We start from the raw sequence: 23,298 nt of genomic DNA on the forward strand, positions 1-23,298 counted from the left end.
TACTAATGCGTGCTAATTCTTTCCTTGGCATCGCCGTCGCGCTTTTCATCTTTCGCGACAATCTCCGGAGCCACATCTGGCAAGGGCTCCGGGGCGTATTGCAGCGCAATTTGCAGGACTTCGTCAATCCATTTGACCGGTTTGATCTGAAGATCCTGTTTGATATTTTCAGGAATCTCCTTGAGATCGCGAACATTCTCCTCGGGAATGATCACCGTCTTGATCCCGCCACGGTGTGCCGCCAGCAGTTTTTCCTTCAGCCCGCCAATGGCCAATACCTGGCCACGCAAGGTGATTTCACCGGTCATGGCCACGTCAGCACGTACCGGAATCTGCGTCAGTGCCGACACCAGTGCGGTGCACATGCCGATACCGGCACTTGGGCCATCCTTCGGCGTGGCGCCCTCAGGCATGTGAATGTGCACGTCGTGCTTCTCGTGGAAGTCGGCGGCAATCCCCAGGCTGCGGGCGCGGCTGCGTACCACGGTCTGCGCGGCGGTAATCGATTCGACCATGACATCGCCCAGCGAGCCGGTCTTGATCAACTGGCCCTTGCCGGGGATGACCACAGCCTCGATGGTCAGCAACTCACCGCCCACCTGGGTCCAGGCCAGGCCGGTAACCTGACCGATCTGGTCCTGCTGCTCGGCCAGACCATAGCGGAACTTGCGCACGCCCAGCAGGTGCTCCAGTTGCTCGTTGGCCACCTTGACCTTGACCTGCTTCTGCCCGGTATGTTCCTTGACCACCTTACGGCAGACCTTGGCAATTTGCCGCTCCAGGCCCCGTACACCGGCTTCGCGGGTGTAGTAGCGGATGATGTCGCGAATCGCCGAGACATCGACCTCCAGCTCTTCCTTCTTCAAGCCGTTGGCCTTGACCTGCTTGGGCACCAGGTACTTGATGGCGATGTTGATCTTCTCGTCCTCGGTGTAGCCAGGCAGACGGATGATTTCCATCCGGTCCAGCAGCGCCGGCGGGATGTTCATCGAGTTCGAGGTGCAAAGGAACATCACGTCCGAGAGGTCATAGTCGACCTCCAGGTAGTGGTCGTTGAAGTTGTGGTTCTGCTCAGGGTCGAGCACTTCCAGCAGTGCCGAGGCTGGGTCGCCGCGCATGTCGCTGCCCATCTTGTCGATTTCGTCGAGCAGGAACAACGGGTTGCGCACACCCACCTTGGTCATCTTCTGGATCAGGCGACCCGGCATGGAGCCAATGTAGGTACGGCGGTGGCCACGGATCTCGGCCTCGTCACGCACGCCACCCAGGGCCATGCGCACGAACTTGCGGTTGGTGGCGGCAGCGATCGACTCGGCCAGCGAGGTCTTGCCGACGCCGGGTGGCCCGACCAGGCACAGCACCGGACCGCGGATCTTCTTGACGCGCTTCTGCACAGCAAGGTACTCGAGGATGCGTTCCTTGACCTCTTCCAGGCCATAGTGGTCGGCATCGAGGATTTCCTCGGCCTTGGTCAGGTCCAGACGCACCTTGCTCTGTGCCTTCCACGGCACCTGCACCAGCCAGTCCAGGTACGAGCGCACCACGGTAGCTTCGGCCGACATCGGAGACATTTGCTTGAGCTTGTTCAGCTCCGCCTGGGCCTTGGCCAGGGCATCTTTAGGCAGACCTGCGGCTTCGATGCGTTTTTTCAGCTCTTCGACTTCATTGTGGCCTTCGTCACCATCGCCAAGCTCTTTCTGAATGGCCTTCATCTGCTCATTCAGGTAGTACTCGCGCTGGCTACGCTCCATCTGCTTCTTGACCCGGCCGCGAATGCGCTTTTCGACCTGCAGCAGGTCGATTTCGGCATCCAGCAGTGCCAGCACGTGCTCGACACGGGTAGTCAAGTCGACGATTTCAAGAATTTCCTGCTTCTGCTCGATCTTCAGGGCCATGTGCGCGGCCATGGTGTCGACCAGGCGTCCTGGCTCTTCGATGCTGTTCAGCGAAGACAGCACTTCGGCAGGCACTTTCTTGCCCAGTTGAACGTACTGTTCGAACTGCGACAGCAGGGTGCGCACGAAGACTTCCGACTCGCGCTCGGCAGTGTCGGTTTCGTCGATCAGGGAGACTTCGGCACGGATGTGCCCTTCAACTTCGGAGAAGCGCTCGACCGCACCACGCTGCTCGCCTTCGACCAGCACCTTGACGGTGCCATCAGGCAGCTTCAGCAGTTGCAGCACGGTGGCAACGGTACCGACGCGGTACAGGGCGTCCTCACCCGGGTCGTCGTCGGCTGGATTCTTCTGGGCCAGCAGAAGGATCTGCTTTTCGCCCGTCATCGCCGCCTCGAGGGCTTCGATGGACTTTTCACGCCCCACGAACAGCGGGATAACCATGTGCGGGTAAACAACGACATCGCGCAATGGCAAAAGAGGCAAGTCGAGGGTGGTCTTCATGATTTCGCCTCTACAGCGGCCTTATGGCCGGAAACCGGTGGAAATGATGCTTGGACCTAATGTGGGGGCATGCTTGGGAAATTACAAGCGCTTGCACAGGAAAAGCAGAAAGGGGCCCGTAGGCCCCCTTCTTGCTTGCAACCGAAAACCGGCCATTGCCTGAATCAGGCGTCTGGTGCGGCCTTGGCTTGCGGTTCGCTGTTTTCGTAAATCATCAGCGGCTGCGACGTGCCCTCAATGACGCTCTCGTCGATAACCACCTTGCTGACATCCTTTTTCGAAGGGATCTCGTACATGGTATCGAGCAGAACGCCTTCGAGGATCGAACGCAGGCCACGGGCACCAGTCTTGCGCTCCAGGGCCTTGCGCGCAACGGCCTTGAGCGCATCGCTGCGGAACTCGAGGTCGACGCTTTCCATCTCGAATAGCTTGGCATACTGCTTGGTCAGGGCATTCTTCGGCTCGGTGAGGATCTGCATCAATGCAGCCTCATCCAGCTCGTCAAGGGTAGCCAGTACCGGCAGACGGCCGACGAATTCCGGAATCAGGCCAAACTTGACCAGATCGTCCGGCTCGACCTCACGCAGGGACTCACCAACCTTCTTGCCCTCTTCCTTGCTGCGCACTTCGGCACCAAAACCGATGCCACCTTTGGTGGAGCGGTTCTGGATGACCTTTTCCAGGCCCGAGAACGCACCACCGCAGATGAACAGGATGTTGCGGGTATCAACCTGCAGGAATTCCTGTTGCGGGTGCTTGCGGCCGCCTTGCGGCGGGACCGAGGCCACGGTGCCTTCGATCAGTTTCAGCAGTGCCTGCTGCACGCCCTCACCCGAGACATCACGGGTGATGGACGGGTTGTCCGACTTGCGCGAGATCTTGTCGATTTCGTCGATGTAGACAATGCCCATCTGGGCCTTTTCCACGTCGTAGTCGCACTTCTGCAACAGCTTCTGGATGATGTTCTCGACGTCCTCACCCACATAACCGGCTTCGGTCAGGGTGGTGGCGTCAGCAATGGTGAACGGTACGTTCAACAGGCGTGCCAAGGTTTCGGCGAGCAGGGTCTTGCCCGAGCCAGTCGGCCCGATGAGCAGGATGTTGCTCTTGCCCAGTTCGACTTCGTCACCCTTCTTGTCACGCTGGTTCAGGCGCTTGTAGTGGTTGTACACCGCTACGGCCAGCACCTTCTTTGCGCGCTCCTGACCAATGACGTACTGGTCCAGGATGCCGCTGATTTCTTTCGGCGAAGGCAATTTGTGCGCGCTGCTCTCGGCCTGGGCTTCCTGCACCTCCTCACGGATGATGTCGTTGCACAGGTCGACGCACTCGTCGCAGATAAATACCGAGGGCCCGGCAATCAGTTTGCGCACTTCGTGCTGGCTTTTGCCGCAGAAGGAGCAATAAAGCAATTTGCCGCTGTCCTCGCCGTTACGGGTGTCAGTCATTCGATCGATCCAATCCGGTAGGCTTGCAACACAAGATGAAGGCAATTGCGGGCTTTTTCAAGTCCGCAGGTAGGCGCTTTCGACGCCCACCTGCTCTGACCTCCCGGTTCAGGAGGCCAGTTGCCGCTTGTCGTAGACCGAGTCGATCAGGCCGTACTCGGCTGCGCGCGAGGCGCTCATGAAGTTGTCACGCTCGGTGTCACGCTTGATGGTCTCGAGGTCCTGGCCGGTGTGATAGGCCAGCAGCTCGTTCAGACGGGCCTTGATATTGAGGATTTCCTGGGCGTGGATCTCGATATCGGTGGCCTGACCCTGGAAGCCGCCAAGCGGCTGGTGGATCATCACGCGCGAGTTCGGCAGGCAATGACGCTTGCCCTTGGCACCTGCCGCCAGCAGGAAGGCGCCCATGCTGCAGGCCTGGCCGATGCAGATGGTCGAAACGTCCGGCTTGATGAACTGCATGGTGTCGTAGATCGACATGCCGGCGGTGACGGAACCGCCCGGCGAGTTGATGTACAGATGGATATCCTTGTCCGGGTTCTCCGCCTCAAGGAACAGCAGTTGCGCAACGACGAGGTTGGCCATGTAGTCCTCTACCGGGCCAACCAGGAAGATCACACGCTCCTTCAACAGGCGCGAGTAGATGTCGTAAGCACGTTCGCCACGGGCGGACTGCTCGATAACCATCGGGACCAGGCCGCCTGCGGCCTGGATGTCAGAGCTCTGCTGAATATAAGAATTGCGGGACATGTCCTGCGCTCACTCCCAAATAGTCATGGCTTGAATACGCACAAGCCAGCTCGAAGGCTGGCTTGTGGAGGTTTCCTACGAGAGAAGCCTGTTACTCAGCAGCGGCAGGAGCCTCGGCTGGTTTAACGGCTTCTTCGTACGAGACCGACTTGTCGGTCACAGTCGCTTTCTGCAGAACAGTATCTACAACTTGTTCTTCCAGCACAACCGAACGCACTTCGTTCAGTTGCTGGTCGTTCTTGTAGTACCAGGCGATGACCTGCTCAGGCTCCTGGTAAGCCGAAGCCATTTCTTCGATCATCTCGCGAACCTTGGCGTCGTCCGGCTTCAGCTCGAACTGCTTGACCACTTCGGCCACGATCAGACCCAGCACGACACGGCGCTTGGCTTGCTCTTCGAACAGCTCGACTGGCAGTTGCTCAGGCTTGATGTTGCCACCGAACTGCTGAACAGCCTGCACGCGCAGACGGTTGACTTCGTTTTCCAGCAGGGCTTTTGGCACTTCGATCGGGTTGGCGGCCAGCAGACCGTCCATGACCTGGTTCTTGACCTTGGTCTTGATCGCCTGACGCAGCTCACGCTCCATGTTCTTGCGAACTTCGGCGCGGAAGCCTTCCAGGGTCGATTCTTTGATGCCGAACTGGGCGAAGAACTCTTCGTTCAGCTCTGGCAGCACAGGTGCCGAAACACTGTTGACGGTGATGGTGAACTCGGCGGCTTTGCCAGCCAGGTCCAGGTTCTGGTAGTCCTCTGGGAAGGTCACGTTGACAACGCGCTCTTCGCCTGCCTTGGCGCCTACCAGACCCTCTTCGAAGCCCGGGATCATGCGGCCGGAGCCCAGTACCAGCAGGGTGCCCTTGGCCGAACCACCGGCAAACACTTCGCCGTCGACCTTGCCGACGAAATCGATGTTGACCTGGTCGTCGTTCTGCGCAGCGCGCTCGACGGCCTCGAAGCGGGTGTTCTGCTTGCGCAGCACTTCCAGCATGTTGTCCAGGTCGCTGTCAGCCACTTCGGCGCTCAGGCGCTCGACCTTGATCGACTCGAGGCCTGCAACCGTGAACTCCGGGAACACTTCGAAGATGGCGACGAACTCCAGATCCTTGCCCTTTTCGAAGGACTTCGGCTCTACAGCCGGAGAGCCAGCCGGGTTCAGCTTCTGCTCGACGATGGCTTCGTAGAAGGAAGCCTGGACCAGGTCACCGAAAGCCTCTTGACGGGCGTCCGCCTCGAAACGCTGACGGATCACGGTCATCGGCACTTTACCAGGACGGAAGCCCGCAATCTTGGCGCGCTTGGCAGTCTGCTGCAGACGCTTGTTGACTTCGTTCTCGACGCGCTCGGCCGGAACGGCGATGGTCATGCGGCGCTCGAGAGCGGAAGTGTTTTCAACAGAAACTTGCATGGATATTCCTCGTTGCACAGACGTTAGCCGGCGTTAGCCCGACTCCAGAATCAAGGGCAAACATTCTAGTGAGTCACGCAGCAGAAGTCACCCCACACGGGACGACTGAAAACAACGCCGGTCGATTAACTTTCAAGGCCCGCACGGCACAGCGCCGGGCCTGCTTCCAACAGAGGCTGCACGGCGCCCGGGGCGGCCTGCAGCCGAAATACCTTGTCAAACAACTACCAGCAAAGAATTCGCCTCCTTTATTCAGGATCGATTTCGTTGAACTGGCAGTACTCCTCCCATTCCAGCCCCAGCGCCTCGGCCACTTCACGGTGCGTTTCCAGGCGCATGGCCTGCAGCTGCTCCGGGGATTCGGCAATCAATTGCAGCGCCAACTCCCAGGGCTCAATGCCCTGCTCCGCGGCTGCATCCTCGAACGCCCACTCGATCTGCTGGGCCTGCTCGCGCGCATCCAGCTCGCGGATCTCCTCGAGCAACTGCGGATTGGCTTCGGCAAAGCGCTGCAGCGCCAGGGCCTGACGGGCTTCTTTTGCAATCATCGTGGTGTCCTTTGCCGGCCAAACGGGCCGGTGTTTCAACCGGCTGAAATCTAACAGCTTTTATTGGGGTGCCACCAGAGGATTACAAGGGGCGGGAGGTGATTTGGCCGAGCGGTGGTTGACCGCGACATTTTCAGCGCCTTCGAGATCGAGCGCCGCCCGCGCGGCGCATCGCGAGCAAGCTCGCTCCTACATTTGTTTCGGGCCAGTATCGCCTGTGCCTGCGCACGCGACCGCCCTGTTTGTACCCCACGATATCGAGGTGAGCGCCAAGGGGACGCGCGCGTCTGCCCCCAGGAATAATTGGCCCGAAACAAATGTAGGAGCGAGCGCATCGCGAGCAAGCTCGCTCCTACATTTGTTTCGGACCAGTATCGCCTGTGCCTGCGCACGCGACCGCCCTGTTTGTCCCCCGCGATATCGAGGTGAGCGCCAAGGGGACGCGCGCGTCTGCCCCAGGAATAATTGGCCCGAAACAAATGTAGGAGCGAGCTTGCTCGCGATGCGCCGCGCGGGCGGCGCTCGATCTACGCATCACCGCAAAAACCAAGGCAGGCACCTTGCCGCCCTGAAACAATCGGCCGTAGAACACCCCATAAAAGCTTGACCGCCAACAGAGTAAGCGCGACCACCTTGTTTACCCGGCACGATATCGAGGAGGAACATCAGGAGCCACGCGGGCGACGCTCAACCTCAATCAAAGACACCAGAACACTGACGGCATGCACATCACAACCCCAAAACAAAAAGGCGCCCGATCTCACGATCAAGGCGCCTTTCAGGAATATGGGGTGGACGATGGGAATCGAACCCACGACAACTGGAATCACAATCCAGCGCTCTACCAACTGAGCTACGCCCACCATATTGCGGTCTTGCAGTACAACCTTACAGAAGCATGGTGCGGACGAAGAGACTCGAACTCTTACAGCTTGCGCCGCTGGAACCTAAATCCAGTGTGTCTACCAATTTCACCACGTCCGCGTAACGCTTAAAACAAAGGCGCCAGATGCTATCGAGGCGCCCTTGAAGAATATGGGGTGGACGATGGGAATCGAACCCACGACAACTGGAATCACAATCCAGCGCTCTACCAACTGAGCTACGCCCACCATATTGCATTACAGCCTACTTGCTTGCCAAAGCTGCCTAATGGCGCACCCGGCAGGACTCGAACCTGCGACCATCCGCTTAGAAGGCGGATGCTCTATCCAGCTGAGCTACGGGCGCTTAAGCTTGAAGCCTAACCGAACGAGACGCTAACAAGGAACTGTTAAACCACTCATTCTGCCCGACTTAGCCAACCAGTGATAGGCTGTGCCCGACAAGTGCGGCGAATCTTATAGTCGACCCCGAAAGTCGTCAACACCTTTTTCGAAAAAATTTAAATTATTTAAGGGGTTAGGGGATTTGCCCGACCACCCGCCTTTGCCCTTGGCCCATGTCGTGCGAGAATGCGCGTTCTTTATTGTTCCTTCTCGATGGTTAATCACGCGTCTATGACTGCACACCTAATCGATGGCAAGGCTATCGCCGCCAGCCTGCGCCAGCAGATCGCTCAACGTGTCGTGGAGCGTCGCCAGCAAGGCCTGCGCACGCCGGGCCTGGCGGTGATCCTGGTCGGCACCGACCCCGCCTCCCAAGTCTATGTCTCGCACAAGCGCAAGGACTGCGAAGAGGTCGGCTTCATTTCGCAGGCTTTCGACCTGCCCAGCGAGACCACGCAACAGGCCCTGACCGAGCTGATCGACCGTCTCAATGACGATCCGGCCGTCGACGGCATCCTGCTGCAACTGCCGCTGCCGGCGCACCTGGACGCCTCGCTGCTGCTCGAGCGCATTCGCCCGGACAAGGATGTGGACGGTTTCCATCCTTACAACATCGGCCGCCTGGCCCAGCGTATTCCGCTGCTGCGCCCATGCACGCCAAAAGGCATCATGACCCTGCTGGAAAGCACCGGCCAGGACCTGTACGGCATGAACGCGGTGATCGTCGGCGCGTCCAACATCGTTGGCCGCCCGATGGCCATGGAACTGCTGCTGGCCGGCTGTACCGTGACCGTCTGCCACCGCTTCACCAAGGATCTGGCCGGCCATGTCGGGCGTGCCGACCTGGTGGTCGTGGCTGCCGGCAAGCCGGGCCTGGTCAAGGGTGAGTGGGTCAAGGAAGGCGCCATCGTCATCGACGTGGGCATCAACCGCCAGGAAGACGGCAAGCTGGTTGGCGACGTGGTCTACGAGACTGCCCTGGCACGCGCCGGCTGGATCACACCAGTGCCGGGCGGCGTCGGGCCGATGACCCGGGCGTGCCTGCTTGAGAACACGCTGTATGCGGCAGAAGAGCTGCACAAGTAATACCGCGTGATGCGAAAACGGCACCTCTTGCAGGTGCCGTTTTTTTTTGCCCGTGATTGATGGTGCGGGTCAGGACCACGGCCCGCTGATGGCCTTCAAGGGTCACGCCACTGCGCCGGCTGCCGGTAGGCCTGTGCCCAGGCTTGCACTTCACTGGCCGGCATCGGCCGGGCAATGCAGTAACCCTGCGCCAGCTCGCAGCCCAGGTCCATCAGTACCCGGCCATGCTCGACACTCTCCAGCCCCTCGGCAATCACCTCGCGGCCAAACGCCCGGGCCAGGCCGATCACCGCCTCCGTCAGCGCCAGGTCGTCCTGGTCATGAAGGATGTCCCGTACGAACGACTGGTCGATCTTGATCGTCTGGGTCGGCAAGCGTTTCAGGTAACTCAACGACGAATAACCGGTGCCGAAATCGTCCAGCGAGAAACGCACACCCAGCGCACGGCAGGCGTCCAGGCAGCGGCTGACGTGCTGCAGGTTGTCGATGGCCACTGACTCGACGATTTCCAGGTCCAGCAGCGCCGGGTCCACCGCCGGGTACGCTGCCAGCAGTTGCTGCAGGCGCTCGGCAAAGTCACTGCGCTGCAAGTGCCGCGCGGCGATATTCACGCTCAGTGACCAGGGCTGCCCTTGCAACTGCCAGACCTGCAACTGGCTCAATGCCTGCCCTATCACCCACTCGCCGATTTCGACGATCAGGTCGGTCTGTTCTACCCACGGCAGGAAATCGCCTGGCGGCACCACGCCACGGCCCGGCCGCTGCCAGCGCAACAACCCCTCGAAGCCCAGTACCTTGCCACTGCGCAGGTTTACCTTGGGTTGGTAGTAAAGACACAACTCGCCGTTGCGTAGCGCCCGGCGCACGCGCGCCACGGTCTGGTGGGTGGCCTTGAGCTCCTGCTCCTGCGTCACATCGAACAGGTGGTAACGGTTGCGCCCGCGCTGCTTGGCCACATACATGGCCTGGTCGGCGTGGCGCACCAGGGTGTCGGCATCTTCATCATCCTGCGGATACAGGGTCACGCCTATACTGGCGCTGAGCGACAGCGTATGCCCACGCACCACACAAGGCGCCGCCAATGCCCGCAATACCCGCTGCAGGGCTGCATGCAGCTGGCACTCATCGTCGACGTCGCGCAGGATCAGCACGAACTCGTCGCCCGACAGCCGGGCAACGGCATCACCACCGCGCAGGATACTCTTCAAACGCTGCGCCACTTCCACCAGCAGCAGGTCACCCACGGCATGCCCGTAGCCGTCGTTGACCGCCTTGAAACCATCCAGGTCGAGCATGCACACCGCCAGCGAGATGCCTTCACGGCGCGAACAGGCCAGGGCCTGGTTCAGCAGGTCGGACAAATAGGCGCGGTTGGGCAGGCCGGTGAGCACATCGTGGCCCACCCGCCACTGCAAGGTATGCAGTAGCTGACGCTTCTCTGTAACGTCAAAGCGGATGGATACATACTTGCGCACCTGGCCTGTTAGCGGGTCGACCAGCGGCACCATGGTGCTGTCGACCCAATACAACGAACCGTCCTTGGACCGGTTGCAGATTTCGCCCTTCCACACCCGCCCGGCAGCCAAAGCCCGCCACATGCCGACAAAGAACGTCGGCTCATGCAGGCCGGAATTGAGGATACGGTGGTTGGCCCCCAGCAGCTCCTCACGGCTGTAGCCCGAGATGCTGCAGAACTGCTGATTGACGTAGGTGATGTTCCCACGCAGGTCGGTTTCCGAAAAGATCGCGGCCGCGTCCACGGCCGCGCGATAGTTATCATCCATAAAGCATCCTGCCTTAGCGGTTGAAGCGCTCCACCAGGGCGCGCAATCCGGCGCATACATGTTCCAGTTCGGTGCCGCGCGAGGCGGCGGCGTTGGCGCTGTGGGCGCTGTGCTGGGCAATACCGGCAACGCCGTTGATTTGCCGCGAAACGTCTTCTGCCACCGCCGACTGCTGCTGCGAGGCGGCGGCCATCTGCTGGCTCATATCGCTGATGCGCTGTACCGCGTCACGAATACCATGCAGCGCTTGCCGGGCCTCCTGCACCTGGACAACACCTTGCTCGGCACCGTCGATGCCGTGGCTGGCGATCGCCACGGCTTCCTCGGCGCCACTGCGCAAGGCATCGATTATGGCCTGGATGTGCAGGGTGGACTGGCGAGTCTTGTCGGCCAGTGCCCGCACCTCGTCGGCGACCACGGCAAAGCCGCGGCCCTGCTCACCCGCACGGGCTGCCTCGATGGCGGCGTTGAGGGCCAGCAGGTTGGTCTGCTCGGCAATGCCACGGATCATCCCGGCTGCCTCGGCGATGGCGCCAGTCTGACCAGCCAGGTGGCTGACCGCCTGGTTGATCTGCGTCACAGTGCTGGCCAAGTTACGAATGGCCGCACCGCTTGCATCGGCTACCTGGCTACCTTGTTCGGCCAGCAGGTGGGCCGTGTGTGCCTCGGCGGCGGTCAACTGCACGTGGTTGGCCACTTCGCCAATGGAGGCGGCCATCTGGTTCATTGCGGTGGCGCTCAGGTCGGTTTCGGCGCGCTGCTCCAGCAATGCCGCCTCGGTGCTGCGCGACAACTGCCCGGCATCGCGAGCAGCCACGGCCATTTGTCCGGCCAGGTCGCTTAGCCGCGTCAAGGCGGTTTTCAGACGTGCCTCTTCGCTGATCAGCATCAGTTGCAACTGCCCGGCAGCACCCGTCAGGTCGCTGTAGGTCAAGGCTGCAAGCGGGTCGGCGAAGGCACCTTCGGCGCCCTGCACAATCTGCTGTAGCTGCCGCCCGAGGGCGTTGCGCGCCCACAGGCCGCAGGCCACGAACAGCCCCAGGGTCAGCCCCTGCCCCACCAGGCCGGGCCACAACTGGTTTGCGCCTACCGCCAGCAGCCCGCCGGCCAGTGGCAAGGCCAAGGCCTGCATCAGCAAGCTCAGCCGGCGCGGCGCCGACAATGCCGTTTGACCGTTGCGCAGCCGCGCATACAGCACTTCGGCACGGGCGACTTGCTCCCGCGTGGGGCATACGCGCACCGACTCGTAACCCACAACCCGACCTCCTTCGAGGATGGGCGTGACGTAAGCATTGACCCAGTAGTAGTCGCCGTTACGGCAGCGGTTCTTGACGATACCCATCCAGCTCTTCCCGGCTTTCAGGTAGCGCCACATCAACTCGTACACCGCTGGCGGCATGTCCGGGTGGCGCACCAGGTTGTGCGGGCTGCCGATCAGTTCGGCCTCGCTGTAGCCACTGATGGCGGCAAACTCAGGGTTGCAGTAGGTGATCAGGCTGGCGGTATCGGTAGCAGAAATCAGCCGCTGATGAGGGGGGAAACGTTGCTCGACCGGGGTTACCGGCAAGTTGAGGCGCACGATGAGACTCCATTCAATGACAAGCCGGTATCCAGTTCATCGACGGCCACCGGAACCGATTCATGGCGATCAGTTCCAATAGGCAAAAGCGCTTCCTGCCGTTGAGGCACGAGGCCGAACGGCACAAGGAAGAGGACGATGACTAACCGGTCAGACCATGAATTCTACGAAATTCATCACATAAATAAAACAAAGGTGATCGATCATGGCGTTGCGCCACATGGATAGATATCGTTAAGTTCTTGATTCTAAATGGGAATTAAGCGATGACGAGATCAGCTTTGGGTATCGCCCTGCGCCGCTACCGCAAGCTGGCGGGCCTGACCCAGGCACAACTGGCCGAACGGACCGGCTTCGACCCCAAGACCATCAGCCGTTTCGAAACCAGCACCTACACCCCCAGCATCGATGCAATCTTGGCGTTTGCCCAGGTGCTGGGCGTCAAGCCCAAGGACTTCTTCGCAGAACCGGACGACGAAGAGGAGCAGCGCGCCTACCTGTTCGGCGTCATCCACAACGCCCCGCCTAAAGATCTTGGCAAGCTGATTGCAGCAGTTGACCAGGCACTGGCCAAGCCCTGAGCTATTTCACGCGCCCACTTTCACGGCACGCACCGATCTAGAGCATGGCAGGCCGGATTGCCCCACAACCGGTCAGACCGGTAAGGCCAAAAAACCTTGCAATCGAGGATTTTTCGCGCTTTTATGGCCTCGCGCTGAACAAACCGGTAAGACCACAATAATTAAGTCCTGCGCTCTTTCGCCCCGTGCGGCTACCGAAGCAAGGACACCGATCAGAGACTCCTCCCATGCTCAAATGGTGCTCGCGTTCGATTTTCCTGCAAGTCGTACTTGGCCTTGCCCTCGGCATCGCCTGCGGTCTGAGCTTCCCCGACCTCTCCCTGCAACTCAAACCCCTCGGCGACGGCTTCATCAAGCTGATCAAGATGCTCATCGGCCTGATCGTGTTCTGCGTGGTGGTCAGCGGCATTTCGGGTGCGGGCGACCTGAAAAAGGTCGGGCGCATCGGCCTGAAGTCGGTGATCTACTTCGAAGTGCTGACTACCCTCGCGCTGGTGATTGGCCTGGTGTTCGCCTTCAGCAGTGGCATTGGCAGCGGTGCCAATATTCACCTGGATCAACTGTCCGCCGCCGATGCCAACGGCCTGGCCGAGCGCGGCCAGCACATCCATGGCGCCACGGCGTTCTTCATGGACCTGATCCCCACCTCGGTGATCGGTGCATTCGCCGACAACAACATTCTTCAGGTGCTGCTGTTCTCGGTGCTGTTCGGCAGCGCGCTGAACCTGGTGGGTGACTCGGCCGCCGGCATCTCGCGACTGATCAATGAACTGAGCCATGTGATCTTCCGCATCATGGGCATGATCGTGCGCCTGGCGCCGATCGGCGTGTTCGGCGCCATCGCCTTCACCACCAGCAAGTATGGCCTGGAGTCGCTGCAGCACCTGGGCGGGCTGGTGGCGCTGTTCTACCTGACCTGTGCCGGCTTCGTACTGATCGTGCTGGGCACCGTCATGCGCTTGTCGGGCCTTAAACTGCTGCCGTTGATCAAGTACCTGCGTGAAGAGCTGACCATCGTCCTGGGCACCGCCTCTTCCGACGCCGTGCTGCCACAGATCATGCGCAAGCTTGAGCACCTGGGTATTGGCAGTTCAACGGTTGGCCTGGTGATCCCTACCGGCTACTCGTTCAACCTCGATGGTTTCTCCATTTACCTGACCCTGGCCATCGTGTTCATCGCCAACGCCACCGGCACGCCACTGGAAATGACCGACCTGCTGACAATCCTGCTGGTGTCGCTGGTGACTTCCAAGGGGGCTCACGGCATCCCAGGCTCGGCACTGGTGATTCTTGCCGCCACCCTGACTGCGGTACCGGCGATCCCTGTGGTAGGCCTGGTACTGGTGCTGGCGGTGGACTGGTTCATGGGTATCGGCCGGGCGTTGACCAACCTGATCGGCAACTGCGTAGCCACCGTGGCCATTGCCCGCTGGGAGAAGGACATTGACCTGGAGCGCGCGCAGAACGTGCTCGACGGCAAGCCTGGCTTTGCCCCCGCGCCACGCAAGCAACCCAACGCCCATCAACAGGAATTCTGAGCGAACGTGGCCGGCATTGACGCCGGCCCTTCCAGGAGCGAAACGTGATCAGCTCATCAACCGTCGTCAACTCAGTGGTGGAAAAACTCCGCCAGGCCCTGGCCCGCGGCCAATGGCGCACCGGCGACATGCTGCCCGGCCAGCGCGAACTGGCCGAACAACTGGGCATCAGCCGCCCCAGCCTGCGCGAAGCGGTAACCGTGCTGGAAACACTGGGCCTGGTGCGCTCGTTGCCCGGCAAGGGTGTGTTGGTGCTGGACGCCGATGCCCAGGCGTCGGGTGGGGAAGTCAGTGCCGCGGCCAGCCTGGCCGACGTACTGGAACTGCGCTACACACTCGAACCGTTCATCGTCGGCCTGGTGGCGCAATCGGCCAACAGCCAGGACATCGGCCAGCTGCGCCTGACCCTGATGGACATGCGCGAAGCGCTGGAGGCCGATGACAGCGAAGCCGGGGTCAAAGCCTACATTGCCTTCCATGAAGCGCTGTTCGCCCTGACCACCAACCCGATTTTCCAGAGCGTGGTGCAGCAAACCGGCAATGCCCTGAAGCAAAGCGCCGACATGCTGCGCAACTCGCCAGAGCACCTGGCCGCGCGGCTGAAGGAGAACGAAGCGGTGGTACGTGCCATTCGCGAACGCAGCAGCGCCCAGGCCAGTGCCCAGATGCGTCAGCATATCGTGGCCGAAGGGCTGCGCATGGGCATCGCGCTGAATATCCCGGACGAACATCCACATCCATGACCTCAGGAGAGTGACCATGAACGCCGCCCCCCACTTGCCTGCCCTGCTCGCGGCCGGCGAAACCCGTCTGTCGGCCGAGCAGATTTACCCGCGGCTGTTCGACGCCATTCTCGAACAGCGCCTGCCCCCGGGCAGCCTGTTGCCCGAGCAGGCGCTGGGCCATGCATTTGGTGTCAGCCGCACGGTGATCCGCCGCGTGCTCGGGCGCCTGTCCGACCAGCAGGTGGTGGTGCAGCGCCCCAGCCACACCGCACATCTGGCCGCGCCTGACCCAGACCAGGCACGCCAGGTGCTCAGTGCCCGGCGCCTGGCCGAAACCACGCTGATCACACTGGCCGCGCAACGCGCCCGGCCGGCGCAGGTACGCCAGCTACGGCAACTGGTGGAGCGCGAGCGCCAGCACCATGAGAGTGGCGAACGCTGCGCGGCGATCCGCCTGGGCGGCGAGTTCCACCTGAAACTGGCGCAGGTAGCGGCCAATGCGCCGCTGGCGCGATTTCTCAATGGGCTGGTACCGATGACCTCGCTGATCATCGCTCGCTACGAATCGCCGTGCTGCGATCATTGCGCGTGGGAAGAGCATGCGGCGATCATCGATGCCGTGGAGCAAGGTGATGCCGAAGCGGCCTTGGGGTTGATGCACAGGCACCTTGACCGCCTGGAAGAAAAGCTGGACCTGGACTAATCCGACCAGACTACGCGATCGCTCCTGCTCAGGCCGCGTTCACGCACCATTTGCAGCTGCGCTGAGCGGGCGATGGGCTGCACAGCAGCCCCGATAACCCCACCCTATACTGCGAGAACCAGCCCAGCCTCTACCAGGGAGGCGGTCGCGTGAGTTCTCGAATCTTCCTGTTGCTATGCCTTCTGCTGGCCCTCGGCGGTTGTGCCAGCAAGCGTCCCCCTGCCCCGCCCCCGCCCACAATACTCAGCCCTGCGGCGTGGCAACGCATCGATCAGGAACTGATCGACGCCTCGGCCGGCGCCGCCGGTTCGGCCAATGACTATGCCCGTCGCTCGATGCGGGTGTGGAAGGAGCAGGTGCAACAACGCACCGAGCGCGACTTCATCCCCTGGTTCACGGGTTACTGGACCCAGCAATGGCTCACCCTCAAGGTGGCCTGGTACAAGCTCGACAGCGGCGAGGGTCGGGAACCGGCAGAAAAACGCCTGGCCCTGTACCTGCAGGAGCAGTATCACGCGCGGGTGATCGAGCCGGTAGCCGAGCAGATCAACCCCGAGGGCATCCGCGACCGCGCCTGTGAACTGTATCTGCAACTGCTCGGCCAGCAACTGCCGGCCATCATCAGCCGTTACAACGCGCCGCCCGAGCAGTTCAGCCAGCGCCTCAACCGTATCCCCGCCATCGCCCTGGGGCCACCGGATGCGCGCAATGCCAGCCTCTATCAGCTGCTGCGGGCCAAGTCACTGGACCAGCAACCGGCCTGGCAAGCCATGCGCCAGCACTTGCATCAGCAGGCCAGCAAAGGCCCTGGCAGAACCGATGTCGGACTTAACTCGGTGGCCACCCAGGCCAGCGAAAAGCTCGGCGCCACCCTGGCGCCACGCGGTATCGCCAGTGCCGTGGCATCGGCAGTGGGCAAGGTGGCGGGGGCGATGATTTCGATTGCTACGGCCGGTTACGGGATGATGACACATGACCGTGAACACCCGCAGATGGTCGAACAGCTGCGGGTGATTCTCAACGTGGCGTTGAACCAGGAATGGCAGGAGTTGATGGAGAACCGCCAGAGCGGCGCCATGGCGGGGGTCTATTACCTGTCGGGGCAGGTTGAGGACAGCTTGCTGGCCAGTGCGCCGCGGCCGATGGAACAGCAGGTTGAGCAGCAGCAGGCGCCTTTGATCATGCGCCTGCCACCTTAGTGGCGGCCTGTGCTGGCTTGTTCGCCGCGCAAGGCTATATCAAGCTGCAGCCAGGGCAGAGCGTGGCAAACCAAACACCCGATCAAACGCCCAGTTGTAGGCAAAGGTGTAGCACGGCACCAGGATGATGAACGCCATATCCACCAGCAGCGCCTCCAGCAATGTCATGTCCAGCCACCAGGCAATCAGCGGAATCAAGTACACCACCAGGGTCAACTGGAAGCCGATGGCATGCACCACCCGCCGCGCCACGCTGCGCCCCCGCTTGGCCTGGCGGCTCTCCCAGTACTCGAACAGGGTGTTATAGACCAGGTTCCAGAGCATGGCGATGGTGGTGATCATCACCGCCAGCGGCCCGGTATGGGAGGCCTGCGTATCTGACAGGTAGGCCAGCCCAAGGGTCGACATGCACAGCCCGATCAGTTCATAGAAAGTCACGTAGACCAGCTTGCGTTTCAATCCCTGCACCGAGGGTTACCTCCAAAGACAAAAAGCGACGGGGGCGATCATGCTTCAATACACTTGACAGCAAAAGTCAGCAGCTATCAGATTAACTGACAGGAGGCTGCCATGAACTTTTCCAGCGACAACATCCAGCTGTTTCTGGCCGTGCTCGACCACGGCTCGTTTTCTTCCGCGGCGCGCGCCCTCAAGCGGGTGCCTTCAGCGGTGAGCATGGCCATTGGCAACCTTGAGGCAGACCTTGGCTACAGCCTGTTTGAACGCGGCCCGCGTGAAGTTCGCCCAACCGCACAGGCCTTGGCCCTGAAGCCACACGCCAGGCTGATTGCCGAACAACTGGGGCTGCTGCAGGTTCATGCCCTGGAGCTGTCCCAAGGGCTGGAGAGCAGCCTGACCCTGGCCGTGGTACCCGACATCGATCACCGCCCCCTGCTGGCGGCCATCGCCAACCTCGGTGAGCGCTACCCGTTGCTGGACATTGCCCTGCTCAGCGCTCCGCAGGAAGAAGCCTTGCACTTGCTGGACAGCGGCCGTGCCGACCTCTGTGTAGCCTTTGCCGGTTTGCAGGTCGATGCCCGACGCGGCTTCCAGCACGTCGGCATGGAGTCGCTGGTAGCCACCCTGTCGCCGGCCCACCCGGCATTGCGTGAGGGGCGTATCCACTACCTTGAAGACCTGACGCAGGTGCGTCAGATTCTGGTGCGCAGCCGCGACCTGCCGCTGGCTGACCCTCGCCCGCTGATCGGTGCCACGCACTGGTCCAGCGACAGCTTCGACCTGGCTTTGCAGATGGTGGAAGCGGGCCTGGGCTGGGGCGATCTGCCGTTGTCGCGGGTCGCGCCGCTGCTGGCCAGCGGGCGTCTGATACGCCTGGAGTTCCGCAATACACGCAACGAGTTGCAACTGCCCGTGCATATCCTGTGGCGCAAACAACAGCCGCTGCAGCAGGCCGCCCGCCTGCTGATCGAGCAGTTGGCTGACCAGTGACTGCCGTCCGTCGCAACGTCTGTAAGAATTTTCTCTAAGCACTTCAATCTTTTACCCCTTGAGCCGATATCTCGGGCGACAGGCCTCGCATCGCGTCATGAGCGCGCTGCGACCTCCCCTCATTGGCTCAAGGTCTCGAAACATGAACCTGAAATTTCGCCACAAGATCCTGCTCAGCGCCTGCGGCGTCGTGGTTTTGGCATTTGCCCTGTTCACGCTCTACAACGACTACCTGCAACGCAACACCATCCGCCAGAACATTGAAGCCTCGGTGCAGCAGGCCGGGGCACTGACCGCCAGCAGCGTCCAGAACTGGATGAGCGGGCGCATCCTGGTGCTGGAAAACCTGGCCCAGGACATCGGCCAGCAAGGTGCCGGCGATACTCTGGCAGGGCTGATCGAGCAGCCGTCCTACACGCGTAATTTCCTGTTCACCTACTTGGGCCAGGCCAACGGCGTATTCACCCAGCGCCCGGATACCCAGATGCCCGCCGGTTACGACCCGCGCCAGCGCCCTTGGTACGGCGCCGCCGCCAGCGCCGGGCAGACCGTGCTGACCGCCCCGTACCAAGGTGCAGTCGGTGGCCTGATGGTGACCATCGCCACCCCGGTGAAGAGCAAGCGCAATGGCGAACTGATCGGTGTTGTCGGCGGTGACGTGACCCTCGATACCCTCGTCGAGATCATCAACTCGGTCGACTTCGGCGGCATCGGTCACGCCTTCCTGGCCGACGCCAATGGCCAGGTGATCGTCAGCCCCAACAAAGACCAGGTGATGAAGAACCTCAAGGACATCTACCCAGGCAGCAACCTGCGGGTCGCCGCCGGCATGCAGGATGTCACGCTCGACGGCCAGGACCGCATCATCTCGTTCGCCCCGGTGGCCGGCCTGCCTTCGGCGCAGTGGTACATCGGGCTGTCGATCGACAGGGACAAGGCCTATGCCGCGCTCAGCCAGTTCCGCACCTCGGCGATCATCGCCATGCTGATCGCCGTGGCCGCGATTGCCGGCCTGCTCGGCCTGTTGATTCCTGTGCTGATGAGCCCGCTGACCACCATGGGCCGCGCCATGCGCGACATCGCCGAGGGTGAAGGTGACCTTACCCGCCGCCTGGCCGTGCAGAACAAGGACGAGTTCGGCGAGCTGGCTACCTCGTTCAACCGCTTTGTCGAGCGCATCCATGCCTCGATCAGCGAAGTGTCCTCGGCCACCCGCCTGGTACATGACCTTTCGGAGAAAGTGGTCAGCGCCTCCAATGCGTCGATCAGCGGCTCTGAAGAACAGAGCATGCGCACCAACAGCGTCGCTGCGGCCATCAACGAACTGGGCGCCGCCACCCAGGAAATCGCCCGCAACGCCGCAGATGCTTCGCAACATGCCAGCGGTGCCAGCGAGCAGGCGCACGGTGGCCGTGAAGTGGTTGAAGAAGCCATCAGCGCCATGACTGCCCTGTCACAACGGATCAGCGAGTCGTGCGCGCAGATCGAAACCCTCAACGCCAGCACCGACGAAATCGGCAAGATCCTCGACGTGATCAAGGGCATTTCTCAGCAGACCAACCTGCTGGCACTGAACGCGGCCATTGAAGCAGCTCGTGCGGGTGAAGCCGGCCGTGGCTTTGCCGTGGTGGCCGACGAAGTGCGTAACCTGGCGCACCGTACCCAGGAGTCGGCGGAAGAAATCCACCGCATGATCACCAGCCTGCAGGTCGGCTCGCGCGAAGCGGTGCATACCATGAACACCAGCCAGGTCTCCAGCGAGCAGACCGTGCAGGTGGCCAACCAGGCCGGCGAACGCCTGGCCAGCGTAACCCAGCGCATTGGCGAGATCGATGGCATGAACCAGTCGGTGGCGACAGCGACCGAAGAGCAGACCGCCGTGGTCGAGAGCCTCAACCTGGACATCACCCAGATCAACGCCCTGAACCAGCAGGGGGTGGAGAACCTCAACGAGACCCTGCGCCATTGCGACCAACTGGCCCAGCAGGCCGGGCGTTTGAAGCAGTTGGTGGGCAGCTTCAGGATTTAAACGCCGGGTTCAGGCGGCAACGGCCTATGCCTGTTGTCGCCTGAACCGGCCCCTTATGCAGCCACTGCCTTCGCAGCCTTGCCCCGCCGTACCCAGGCCAGCAGCACCGCCGCCATCAGCACAAAGCCCAGGTAGCCAAACAACGGGTACACTTCGCCCACCAGGCTGATGAACCCCACCAGGCTACAGGCGAACGCCACCACCCCGGTCACCACCGAGCCCCAGCGGAACGTCGTCGTGCCCGCCGGTAACAGCCGCGAGAGGAAGGAAAACAGCGTGCCCACCGCGGTGTTGACGATCATGCCGAAGATGATCAGGCACATCACCAGCCCCAGCAGTGGTGACACCTCGTTGGCAATCGACAGCATCGGCATCGGCTGGTCGGCCACACTGTCCAGGCGCGACAACAGCCCGGCACTCATCACCAGCATCAGGCCGCCAAGTGCCGCACCGCCGAGCAGGCCTCCCCACACCGCCGCTTTCTCGCCCTTGGCCGAACCGCCCAGGATGGCCAGGATCGGCGCGCCCGCCACGATGTTATACGACACATACAGGAACGCACCCAGCAACCAATGACGGGTGCCGGCCTGTTGCTGGCTAGCCACCTGATCGAGCGCGGCAAAGCTCTGCTCGCGGGTGATCACGGCATACAGCGCTATCGCTGAAGCCACCAGGATCAGCAAGGGGGTGATCGCGCCGATTGCAAGAATCATCCTGCGCACGTCCAGGCACACGATGCCGACCACCACCAGCGTCACCAGCACGCTGCCGGTCAGGGCCGGGATGCCGAACTGCTGCTCCAGCAATGCACCACCGCCGGCCAGCATGACCACGGTGACGGCGAACATGAAAAAGGTGATCAACCAGTCGACGAACATGCCCAGGTGACGGCCGCAGATGGCCAGGATCACATCCTTGTGCGAGGTGGCCTGCTGGCGATTGCCCAGCCCCGCCAACGCCATGCCGAGGAAGGTGAACAAGGCGGCACTGACCAACGCGCCAGCCAACCCCCACACGCCGAAATCGACAAAGAACAACAACAGTTCCCGCCCTGAAGCGAACCCCGCCCCCACGATCACGCCGACAAATGCGCCGGCAATCTTCAGCTGCTCTTGCATGTGAACCTCTGGATTTATTGTTGTTTTTTCATTGCCGTCGCATACCTGTCGCAGGGGCGGCCTTGCAGCCCATCACGACACACGGTCGCCTCTACACGGGCGCTTTGCCCGGTCAGGCGTCGCCGACGAACGCCTGCACTTCGATCTCCACATCCACGCCCAGGGCCAACGCCGAAGCCACGGTGGAGCGCACCGGTAGCGCCGCGCCGAAGAACGTCTTGTACACCTCGTTGAAGCCGGCGAAATGGCGCATGTCCGACAGCCAGACCGTGACCTTTACCACCTGGTCGAAACGCGCACCACAGGCCGCCAGGCTTTCGGCGATGCGCTCGCAGGCAGCACGGGTCTGAGTCTGGATATCACCGCGCACCACTTCGCCGTCGGTGTTCATCGGCACCTGCCCGGAGAGGAACAGAAAGCCACCGGCCTTTACCGCGCGGGAAAACGGGAACGGCAGGCTACTGGGGAAACGCTGAATGTCATTGCTCATGGGATGCTCCTTTCAGGGTTGCTGGAAACGGGCCGGGGACAGGCGATCGGGCGCCACGCCCTGGCTGACAAGGTCGGGACACAAGGGCTGGCCCAGCAGCAGATCGGCGGCCAGGCGCGAGGCGCCCGCTGCCGACTGGATGCCATAGCCTCCCTGGGCCGCCAGCCAGAAAAACGCGGGTGCATGCGCATCGAAACCGATCACCAGGTCGCCATCGGCAACGAACGAACGCAGCCCGGCCCAGGTGTGGCTGGGGCGGCGGATCGCCAGGGTGGTCATGGCTTCAATGTTGTAAATACCCAAGGCCACGTCGAACTCCTCGGGCGCGGCATCCTGTGGCTCAACCGGGTCGGCATTGGCTGGCGACCCCAACAGTTGGCCGGCATCAGGCTTGAAGTAGAAGCTTTCATCGACGCCAATCACCGCCGGCCAGCGGGCAAAGTTTTGCTCTGCCGGGCCGGGGAAGGTGAAGGCGCTACGGCGGCACGGTTGCAAGCCGATACGCGCCACCCCGCACTGCTCGGCCACACGGTCCGCCCAGGCCCCTGCAGCATTGACCAGGCGGCGGGCCTGCAGCCGGCTGCCATCCGCCAACTCCACCTGCCACATGCCGTCCAGGTACCAGGCCTTGATCAGCTCGGCGTTACAGCGCAGTTCACCGCCAGCAGTGCGATAACCACGCAAGAAGCCTTGGTGCAAGGCATGTACATCAAGGTCCATCGCACCCGGCTCAAGCACCGCGCCGGCCAAGGCTTCGCCACGCAAGCTGGGTACCAGTGCCAAGGCCGCGTCCCGGTCAAGCAGGCTGACTTCTGTGCCATTGGCCAGGTTCTGCGCGTAGGTTTGCTCAAGCAGTTCACGCTGCTCCAGGCCGGCCACATACAGACAACCTCGCGGCTCCAGCAGCGGGTGCTCGCAGAAGCCCGGCGGTGGCGCTTCGTAGAAGGCCCGGCTGGCGCGGGTCAGCGCCTGGATCTGTGGGGTGCCGTAAGCCTCCATGAACATGGCCGCCGAACGCCCGGTGGAATGGTAGCCAGGCTGCGATTCACGCTCGAGCAACAGCACACGCTGCTCGCCGGCCAGGCGATAGCCCAGTGAGGCGCCGGCAATGCCAGCACCGATGATCAGGGTGTCGTAGGTCGGGGTCATGCACGCTCCTGCCAGCCAATTATCATTTATGAGAATTCTAATATATGAGA

Annotated in this window: 18 protein-coding genes, 4 tRNA genes and 3 pseudogenes; 9 read left to right on the forward strand and 16 right to left on the reverse strand. The window is 61.8% G+C overall.

Annotated elements, in window-relative coordinates; translation table 11 throughout:
• Positions 1-2 precede the first annotated feature (2 nt).
• The 9 genes from lon to AC3B5Q_RS16945 form a co-directional block, all read right to left on the reverse strand.
• Positions 3-2,399, reverse strand: a complete 2,397-nt coding sequence (lon, locus tag AC3B5Q_RS16905; protein WP_488392681.1) for an endopeptidase La — start codon at positions 2,397-2,399, stop codon at positions 3-5.
• Positions 2,400-2,563: 164 nt separating this feature from the next.
• Positions 2,564-3,847 carry an ATP-dependent Clp protease ATP-binding subunit ClpX gene (gene clpX, locus AC3B5Q_RS16910; protein WP_003250242.1) on the reverse strand — a complete coding sequence of 428 codons (1,284 nt, stop codon included), beginning with the start codon at positions 3,845-3,847 and terminating at the stop codon, positions 2,564-2,566.
• Between the two features lie 108 nt (positions 3,848-3,955).
• Positions 3,956-4,597, reverse strand: coding sequence for an ATP-dependent Clp endopeptidase proteolytic subunit ClpP (gene clpP, locus AC3B5Q_RS16915; protein ID WP_003259400.1), 642 nt, complete (start codon positions 4,595-4,597; stop codon positions 3,956-3,958).
• Between the two features lie 91 nt (positions 4,598-4,688).
• Positions 4,689-6,002, reverse strand: a complete 1,314-nt coding sequence (gene tig, locus AC3B5Q_RS16920; RefSeq protein ID WP_103444061.1) for a trigger factor — start codon at positions 6,000-6,002, stop codon at positions 4,689-4,691.
• A gap of 248 nt (positions 6,003-6,250) precedes the next feature.
• The gene (locus tag AC3B5Q_RS16925) at positions 6,251-6,550 is read right to left on the reverse strand and encodes a DUF6388 family protein (RefSeq protein WP_021782906.1); all 300 of its coding nucleotides are present in this window, start codon (positions 6,548-6,550) and stop codon (positions 6,251-6,253) included.
• 787 nt (positions 6,551-7,337) lie between these two features.
• Positions 7,338-7,413: transfer RNA gene (locus AC3B5Q_RS16930), tRNA-His, on the reverse strand.
• 36 nt (positions 7,414-7,449) lie between these two features.
• Positions 7,450-7,534, reverse strand: a tRNA-Leu gene (locus AC3B5Q_RS16935).
• A 52-nt stretch (positions 7,535-7,586) separates the two neighbouring features.
• Positions 7,587-7,662: transfer RNA gene (locus tag AC3B5Q_RS16940), tRNA-His, on the reverse strand.
• A 41-nt stretch (positions 7,663-7,703) separates the two neighbouring features.
• A tRNA-Arg gene (locus tag AC3B5Q_RS16945) sits at positions 7,704-7,780 on the reverse strand.
• 269 nt (positions 7,781-8,049) lie between these two features.
• Between AC3B5Q_RS16945 and folD the strand changes: the two genes are divergently transcribed.
• Positions 8,050-8,904 carry a bifunctional methylenetetrahydrofolate dehydrogenase/methenyltetrahydrofolate cyclohydrolase FolD gene (gene folD, locus AC3B5Q_RS16950; RefSeq protein ID WP_021785508.1) on the forward strand — a complete coding sequence of 285 codons (855 nt, stop codon included), beginning with the start codon at positions 8,050-8,052 and terminating at the stop codon, positions 8,902-8,904.
• A 95-nt stretch (positions 8,905-8,999) separates the two neighbouring features.
• On the opposite strand, the gene AC3B5Q_RS16955 is transcribed toward folD, so the two are convergent.
• From AC3B5Q_RS16955 to AC3B5Q_RS16965, 3 genes and pseudogenes are all read right to left on the reverse strand, one after another.
• A complete protein-coding gene (locus tag AC3B5Q_RS16955) occupies positions 9,000-10,688 on the reverse strand; it encodes a putative bifunctional diguanylate cyclase/phosphodiesterase (protein ID WP_021785509.1) in 1,689 nt (562 codons plus the stop codon).
• 13 nt (positions 10,689-10,701) lie between these two features.
• Positions 10,702-11,820: a methyl-accepting chemotaxis protein gene (locus AC3B5Q_RS16960; protein ID WP_407726703.1), complete on the reverse strand. Its 1,119-nt coding sequence runs from the start codon at positions 11,818-11,820 to the stop codon at positions 10,702-10,704.
• Positions 11,821-11,985: 165 nt separating this feature from the next.
• Positions 11,986-12,267: pseudogene (locus AC3B5Q_RS16965) on the reverse strand (PAS domain-containing protein); the annotation flags it as partial.
• Positions 12,268-12,533: 266 nt separating this feature from the next.
• Here AC3B5Q_RS16965 and relB point away from each other — a divergent pair.
• The 5 genes from relB (at position 12,534) to AC3B5Q_RS16990 (ending at position 17,013) form a co-directional block, all read left to right on the forward strand.
• Positions 12,534-12,848 carry a type II toxin-antitoxin system RelB family anti-toxin gene (gene relB, locus AC3B5Q_RS16970; protein ID WP_028697376.1) on the forward strand — a complete coding sequence of 105 codons (315 nt, stop codon included), beginning with the start codon at positions 12,534-12,536 and terminating at the stop codon, positions 12,846-12,848.
• 227 nt (positions 12,849-13,075) lie between these two features.
• Positions 13,076-14,386, forward strand: coding sequence for a C4-dicarboxylate transporter DctA (locus AC3B5Q_RS16975; protein WP_021785512.1), 1,311 nt, complete (start codon positions 13,076-13,078; stop codon positions 14,384-14,386).
• A 44-nt stretch (positions 14,387-14,430) separates the two neighbouring features.
• Positions 14,431-15,129, forward strand: coding sequence for a FadR/GntR family transcriptional regulator (locus AC3B5Q_RS16980; RefSeq protein WP_021785513.1), 699 nt, complete (start codon positions 14,431-14,433; stop codon positions 15,127-15,129).
• A gap of 16 nt (positions 15,130-15,145) precedes the next feature.
• The gene (locus AC3B5Q_RS16985; protein ID WP_103444059.1) at positions 15,146-15,814 is read left to right on the forward strand and encodes a GntR family transcriptional regulator; all 669 of its coding nucleotides are present in this window, start codon (positions 15,146-15,148) and stop codon (positions 15,812-15,814) included.
• Between the two features lie 149 nt (positions 15,815-15,963).
• Positions 15,964-17,013 carry a hypothetical protein gene (locus AC3B5Q_RS16990; protein ID WP_103444058.1) on the forward strand — a complete coding sequence of 350 codons (1,050 nt, stop codon included), beginning with the start codon at positions 15,964-15,966 and terminating at the stop codon, positions 17,011-17,013.
• Between the two features lie 39 nt (positions 17,014-17,052).
• On the opposite strand, the gene AC3B5Q_RS16995 is transcribed toward AC3B5Q_RS16990, so the two are convergent.
• A complete protein-coding gene (locus tag AC3B5Q_RS16995; RefSeq protein WP_021785516.1) occupies positions 17,053-17,481 on the reverse strand; it encodes a PACE efflux transporter in 429 nt (142 codons plus the stop codon).
• 102 nt (positions 17,482-17,583) lie between these two features.
• Between AC3B5Q_RS16995 and AC3B5Q_RS17000 the strand changes: the two genes are divergently transcribed.
• The 3 genes and pseudogenes from AC3B5Q_RS17000 to mcpA (AC3B5Q_RS17010) all read left to right on the forward strand — a co-directional run.
• Positions 17,584-18,462: a LysR family transcriptional regulator gene (locus AC3B5Q_RS17000; protein ID WP_103444057.1), complete on the forward strand. Its 879-nt coding sequence runs from the start codon at positions 17,584-17,586 to the stop codon at positions 18,460-18,462.
• Positions 18,463-18,604: 142 nt separating this feature from the next.
• A pseudogene (gene mcpA / locus AC3B5Q_RS17005) lies at positions 18,605-19,636 on the forward strand (methyl-accepting chemotaxis protein McpA); the annotation flags it as partial.
• 258 nt (positions 19,637-19,894) lie between these two features.
• Positions 19,895-20,491, forward strand: a pseudogene (mcpA, locus tag AC3B5Q_RS17010) (methyl-accepting chemotaxis protein McpA); the annotation flags it as partial.
• A gap of 53 nt (positions 20,492-20,544) precedes the next feature.
• Here mcpA (AC3B5Q_RS17010) and AC3B5Q_RS17015 read toward each other — a convergent pair.
• The 3 genes from AC3B5Q_RS17015 to AC3B5Q_RS17025 all read right to left on the reverse strand — a co-directional run bounded on the left by AC3B5Q_RS17015 (position 20,545) and on the right by AC3B5Q_RS17025 (position 23,248).
• A complete protein-coding gene (locus AC3B5Q_RS17015; RefSeq protein ID WP_021785519.1) occupies positions 20,545-21,609 on the reverse strand; it encodes a YkvI family membrane protein in 1,065 nt (354 codons plus the stop codon).
• 112 nt (positions 21,610-21,721) lie between these two features.
• Positions 21,722-22,099 (reverse strand): RidA family protein, encoded by a 378-nt coding sequence (locus AC3B5Q_RS17020; protein WP_021785520.1) that lies wholly within the window; start codon positions 22,097-22,099, stop codon positions 21,722-21,724.
• Positions 22,100-22,111: 12 nt separating this feature from the next.
• On the reverse strand, positions 22,112-23,248 hold the full coding sequence (locus tag AC3B5Q_RS17025) for an NAD(P)/FAD-dependent oxidoreductase (protein ID WP_021785521.1): 1,137 nt from the start codon (positions 23,246-23,248) through the stop codon (positions 22,112-22,114).
• Positions 23,249-23,298 lie beyond the last annotated feature (50 nt).

It is taken from the genome of Pseudomonas sp. D5(2026) (assembly GCF_057766845.1).

Excerpts from the sequence above, each read along its gene's own strand:
- lon (WP_488392681.1), bottom strand. The coding sequence starts at position 2,399 with ATGAAGACCACCCTCGACTTGCCTCTTTTGCCATTGCGCGATGTCGTT.
- AC3B5Q_RS17015 (WP_021785519.1), bottom strand. The coding sequence starts at position 21,609 with ATGCAAGAGCAGCTGAAGATTGCCGGCGCATTTGTCGGCGTGATCGTG.
- AC3B5Q_RS17025 (WP_021785521.1), bottom strand. The coding sequence starts at position 23,248 with ATGACCCCGACCTACGACACCCTGATCATCGGTGCTGGCATTGCCGGC.
- clpP (WP_003259400.1), bottom strand. The coding sequence starts at position 4,597 with ATGTCCCGCAATTCTTATATTCAGCAGAGCTCTGACATCCAGGCCGCA.
- AC3B5Q_RS16925 (WP_021782906.1), bottom strand. The coding sequence starts at position 6,550 with ATGATTGCAAAAGAAGCCCGTCAGGCCCTGGCGCTGCAGCGCTTTGCC.
- clpX (WP_003250242.1), bottom strand. The coding sequence starts at position 3,847 with ATGACTGACACCCGTAACGGCGAGGACAGCGGCAAATTGCTTTATTGC.
- AC3B5Q_RS16975 (WP_021785512.1), top strand. The coding sequence starts at position 13,076 with ATGCTCAAATGGTGCTCGCGTTCGATTTTCCTGCAAGTCGTACTTGGC.
- folD (WP_021785508.1), top strand. The coding sequence starts at position 8,050 with ATGACTGCACACCTAATCGATGGCAAGGCTATCGCCGCCAGCCTGCGC.
- AC3B5Q_RS16960 (WP_407726703.1), bottom strand. The coding sequence starts at position 11,820 with ATGCAGGCCTTGGCCTTGCCACTGGCCGGCGGGCTGCTGGCGGTAGGC.
- AC3B5Q_RS16985 (WP_103444059.1), top strand. The coding sequence starts at position 15,146 with ATGAACGCCGCCCCCCACTTGCCTGCCCTGCTCGCGGCCGGCGAAACC.
- relB (WP_028697376.1), top strand. The coding sequence starts at position 12,534 with ATGACGAGATCAGCTTTGGGTATCGCCCTGCGCCGCTACCGCAAGCTG.
- AC3B5Q_RS16955 (WP_021785509.1), bottom strand. The coding sequence starts at position 10,688 with ATGGATGATAACTATCGCGCGGCCGTGGACGCGGCCGCGATCTTTTCG.
- AC3B5Q_RS17000 (WP_103444057.1), top strand. The coding sequence starts at position 17,584 with ATGAACTTTTCCAGCGACAACATCCAGCTGTTTCTGGCCGTGCTCGAC.
- tig (WP_103444061.1), bottom strand. The coding sequence starts at position 6,002 with ATGCAAGTTTCTGTTGAAAACACTTCCGCTCTCGAGCGCCGCATGACC.
- AC3B5Q_RS17020 (WP_021785520.1), bottom strand. The coding sequence starts at position 22,099 with ATGAGCAATGACATTCAGCGTTTCCCCAGTAGCCTGCCGTTCCCGTTT.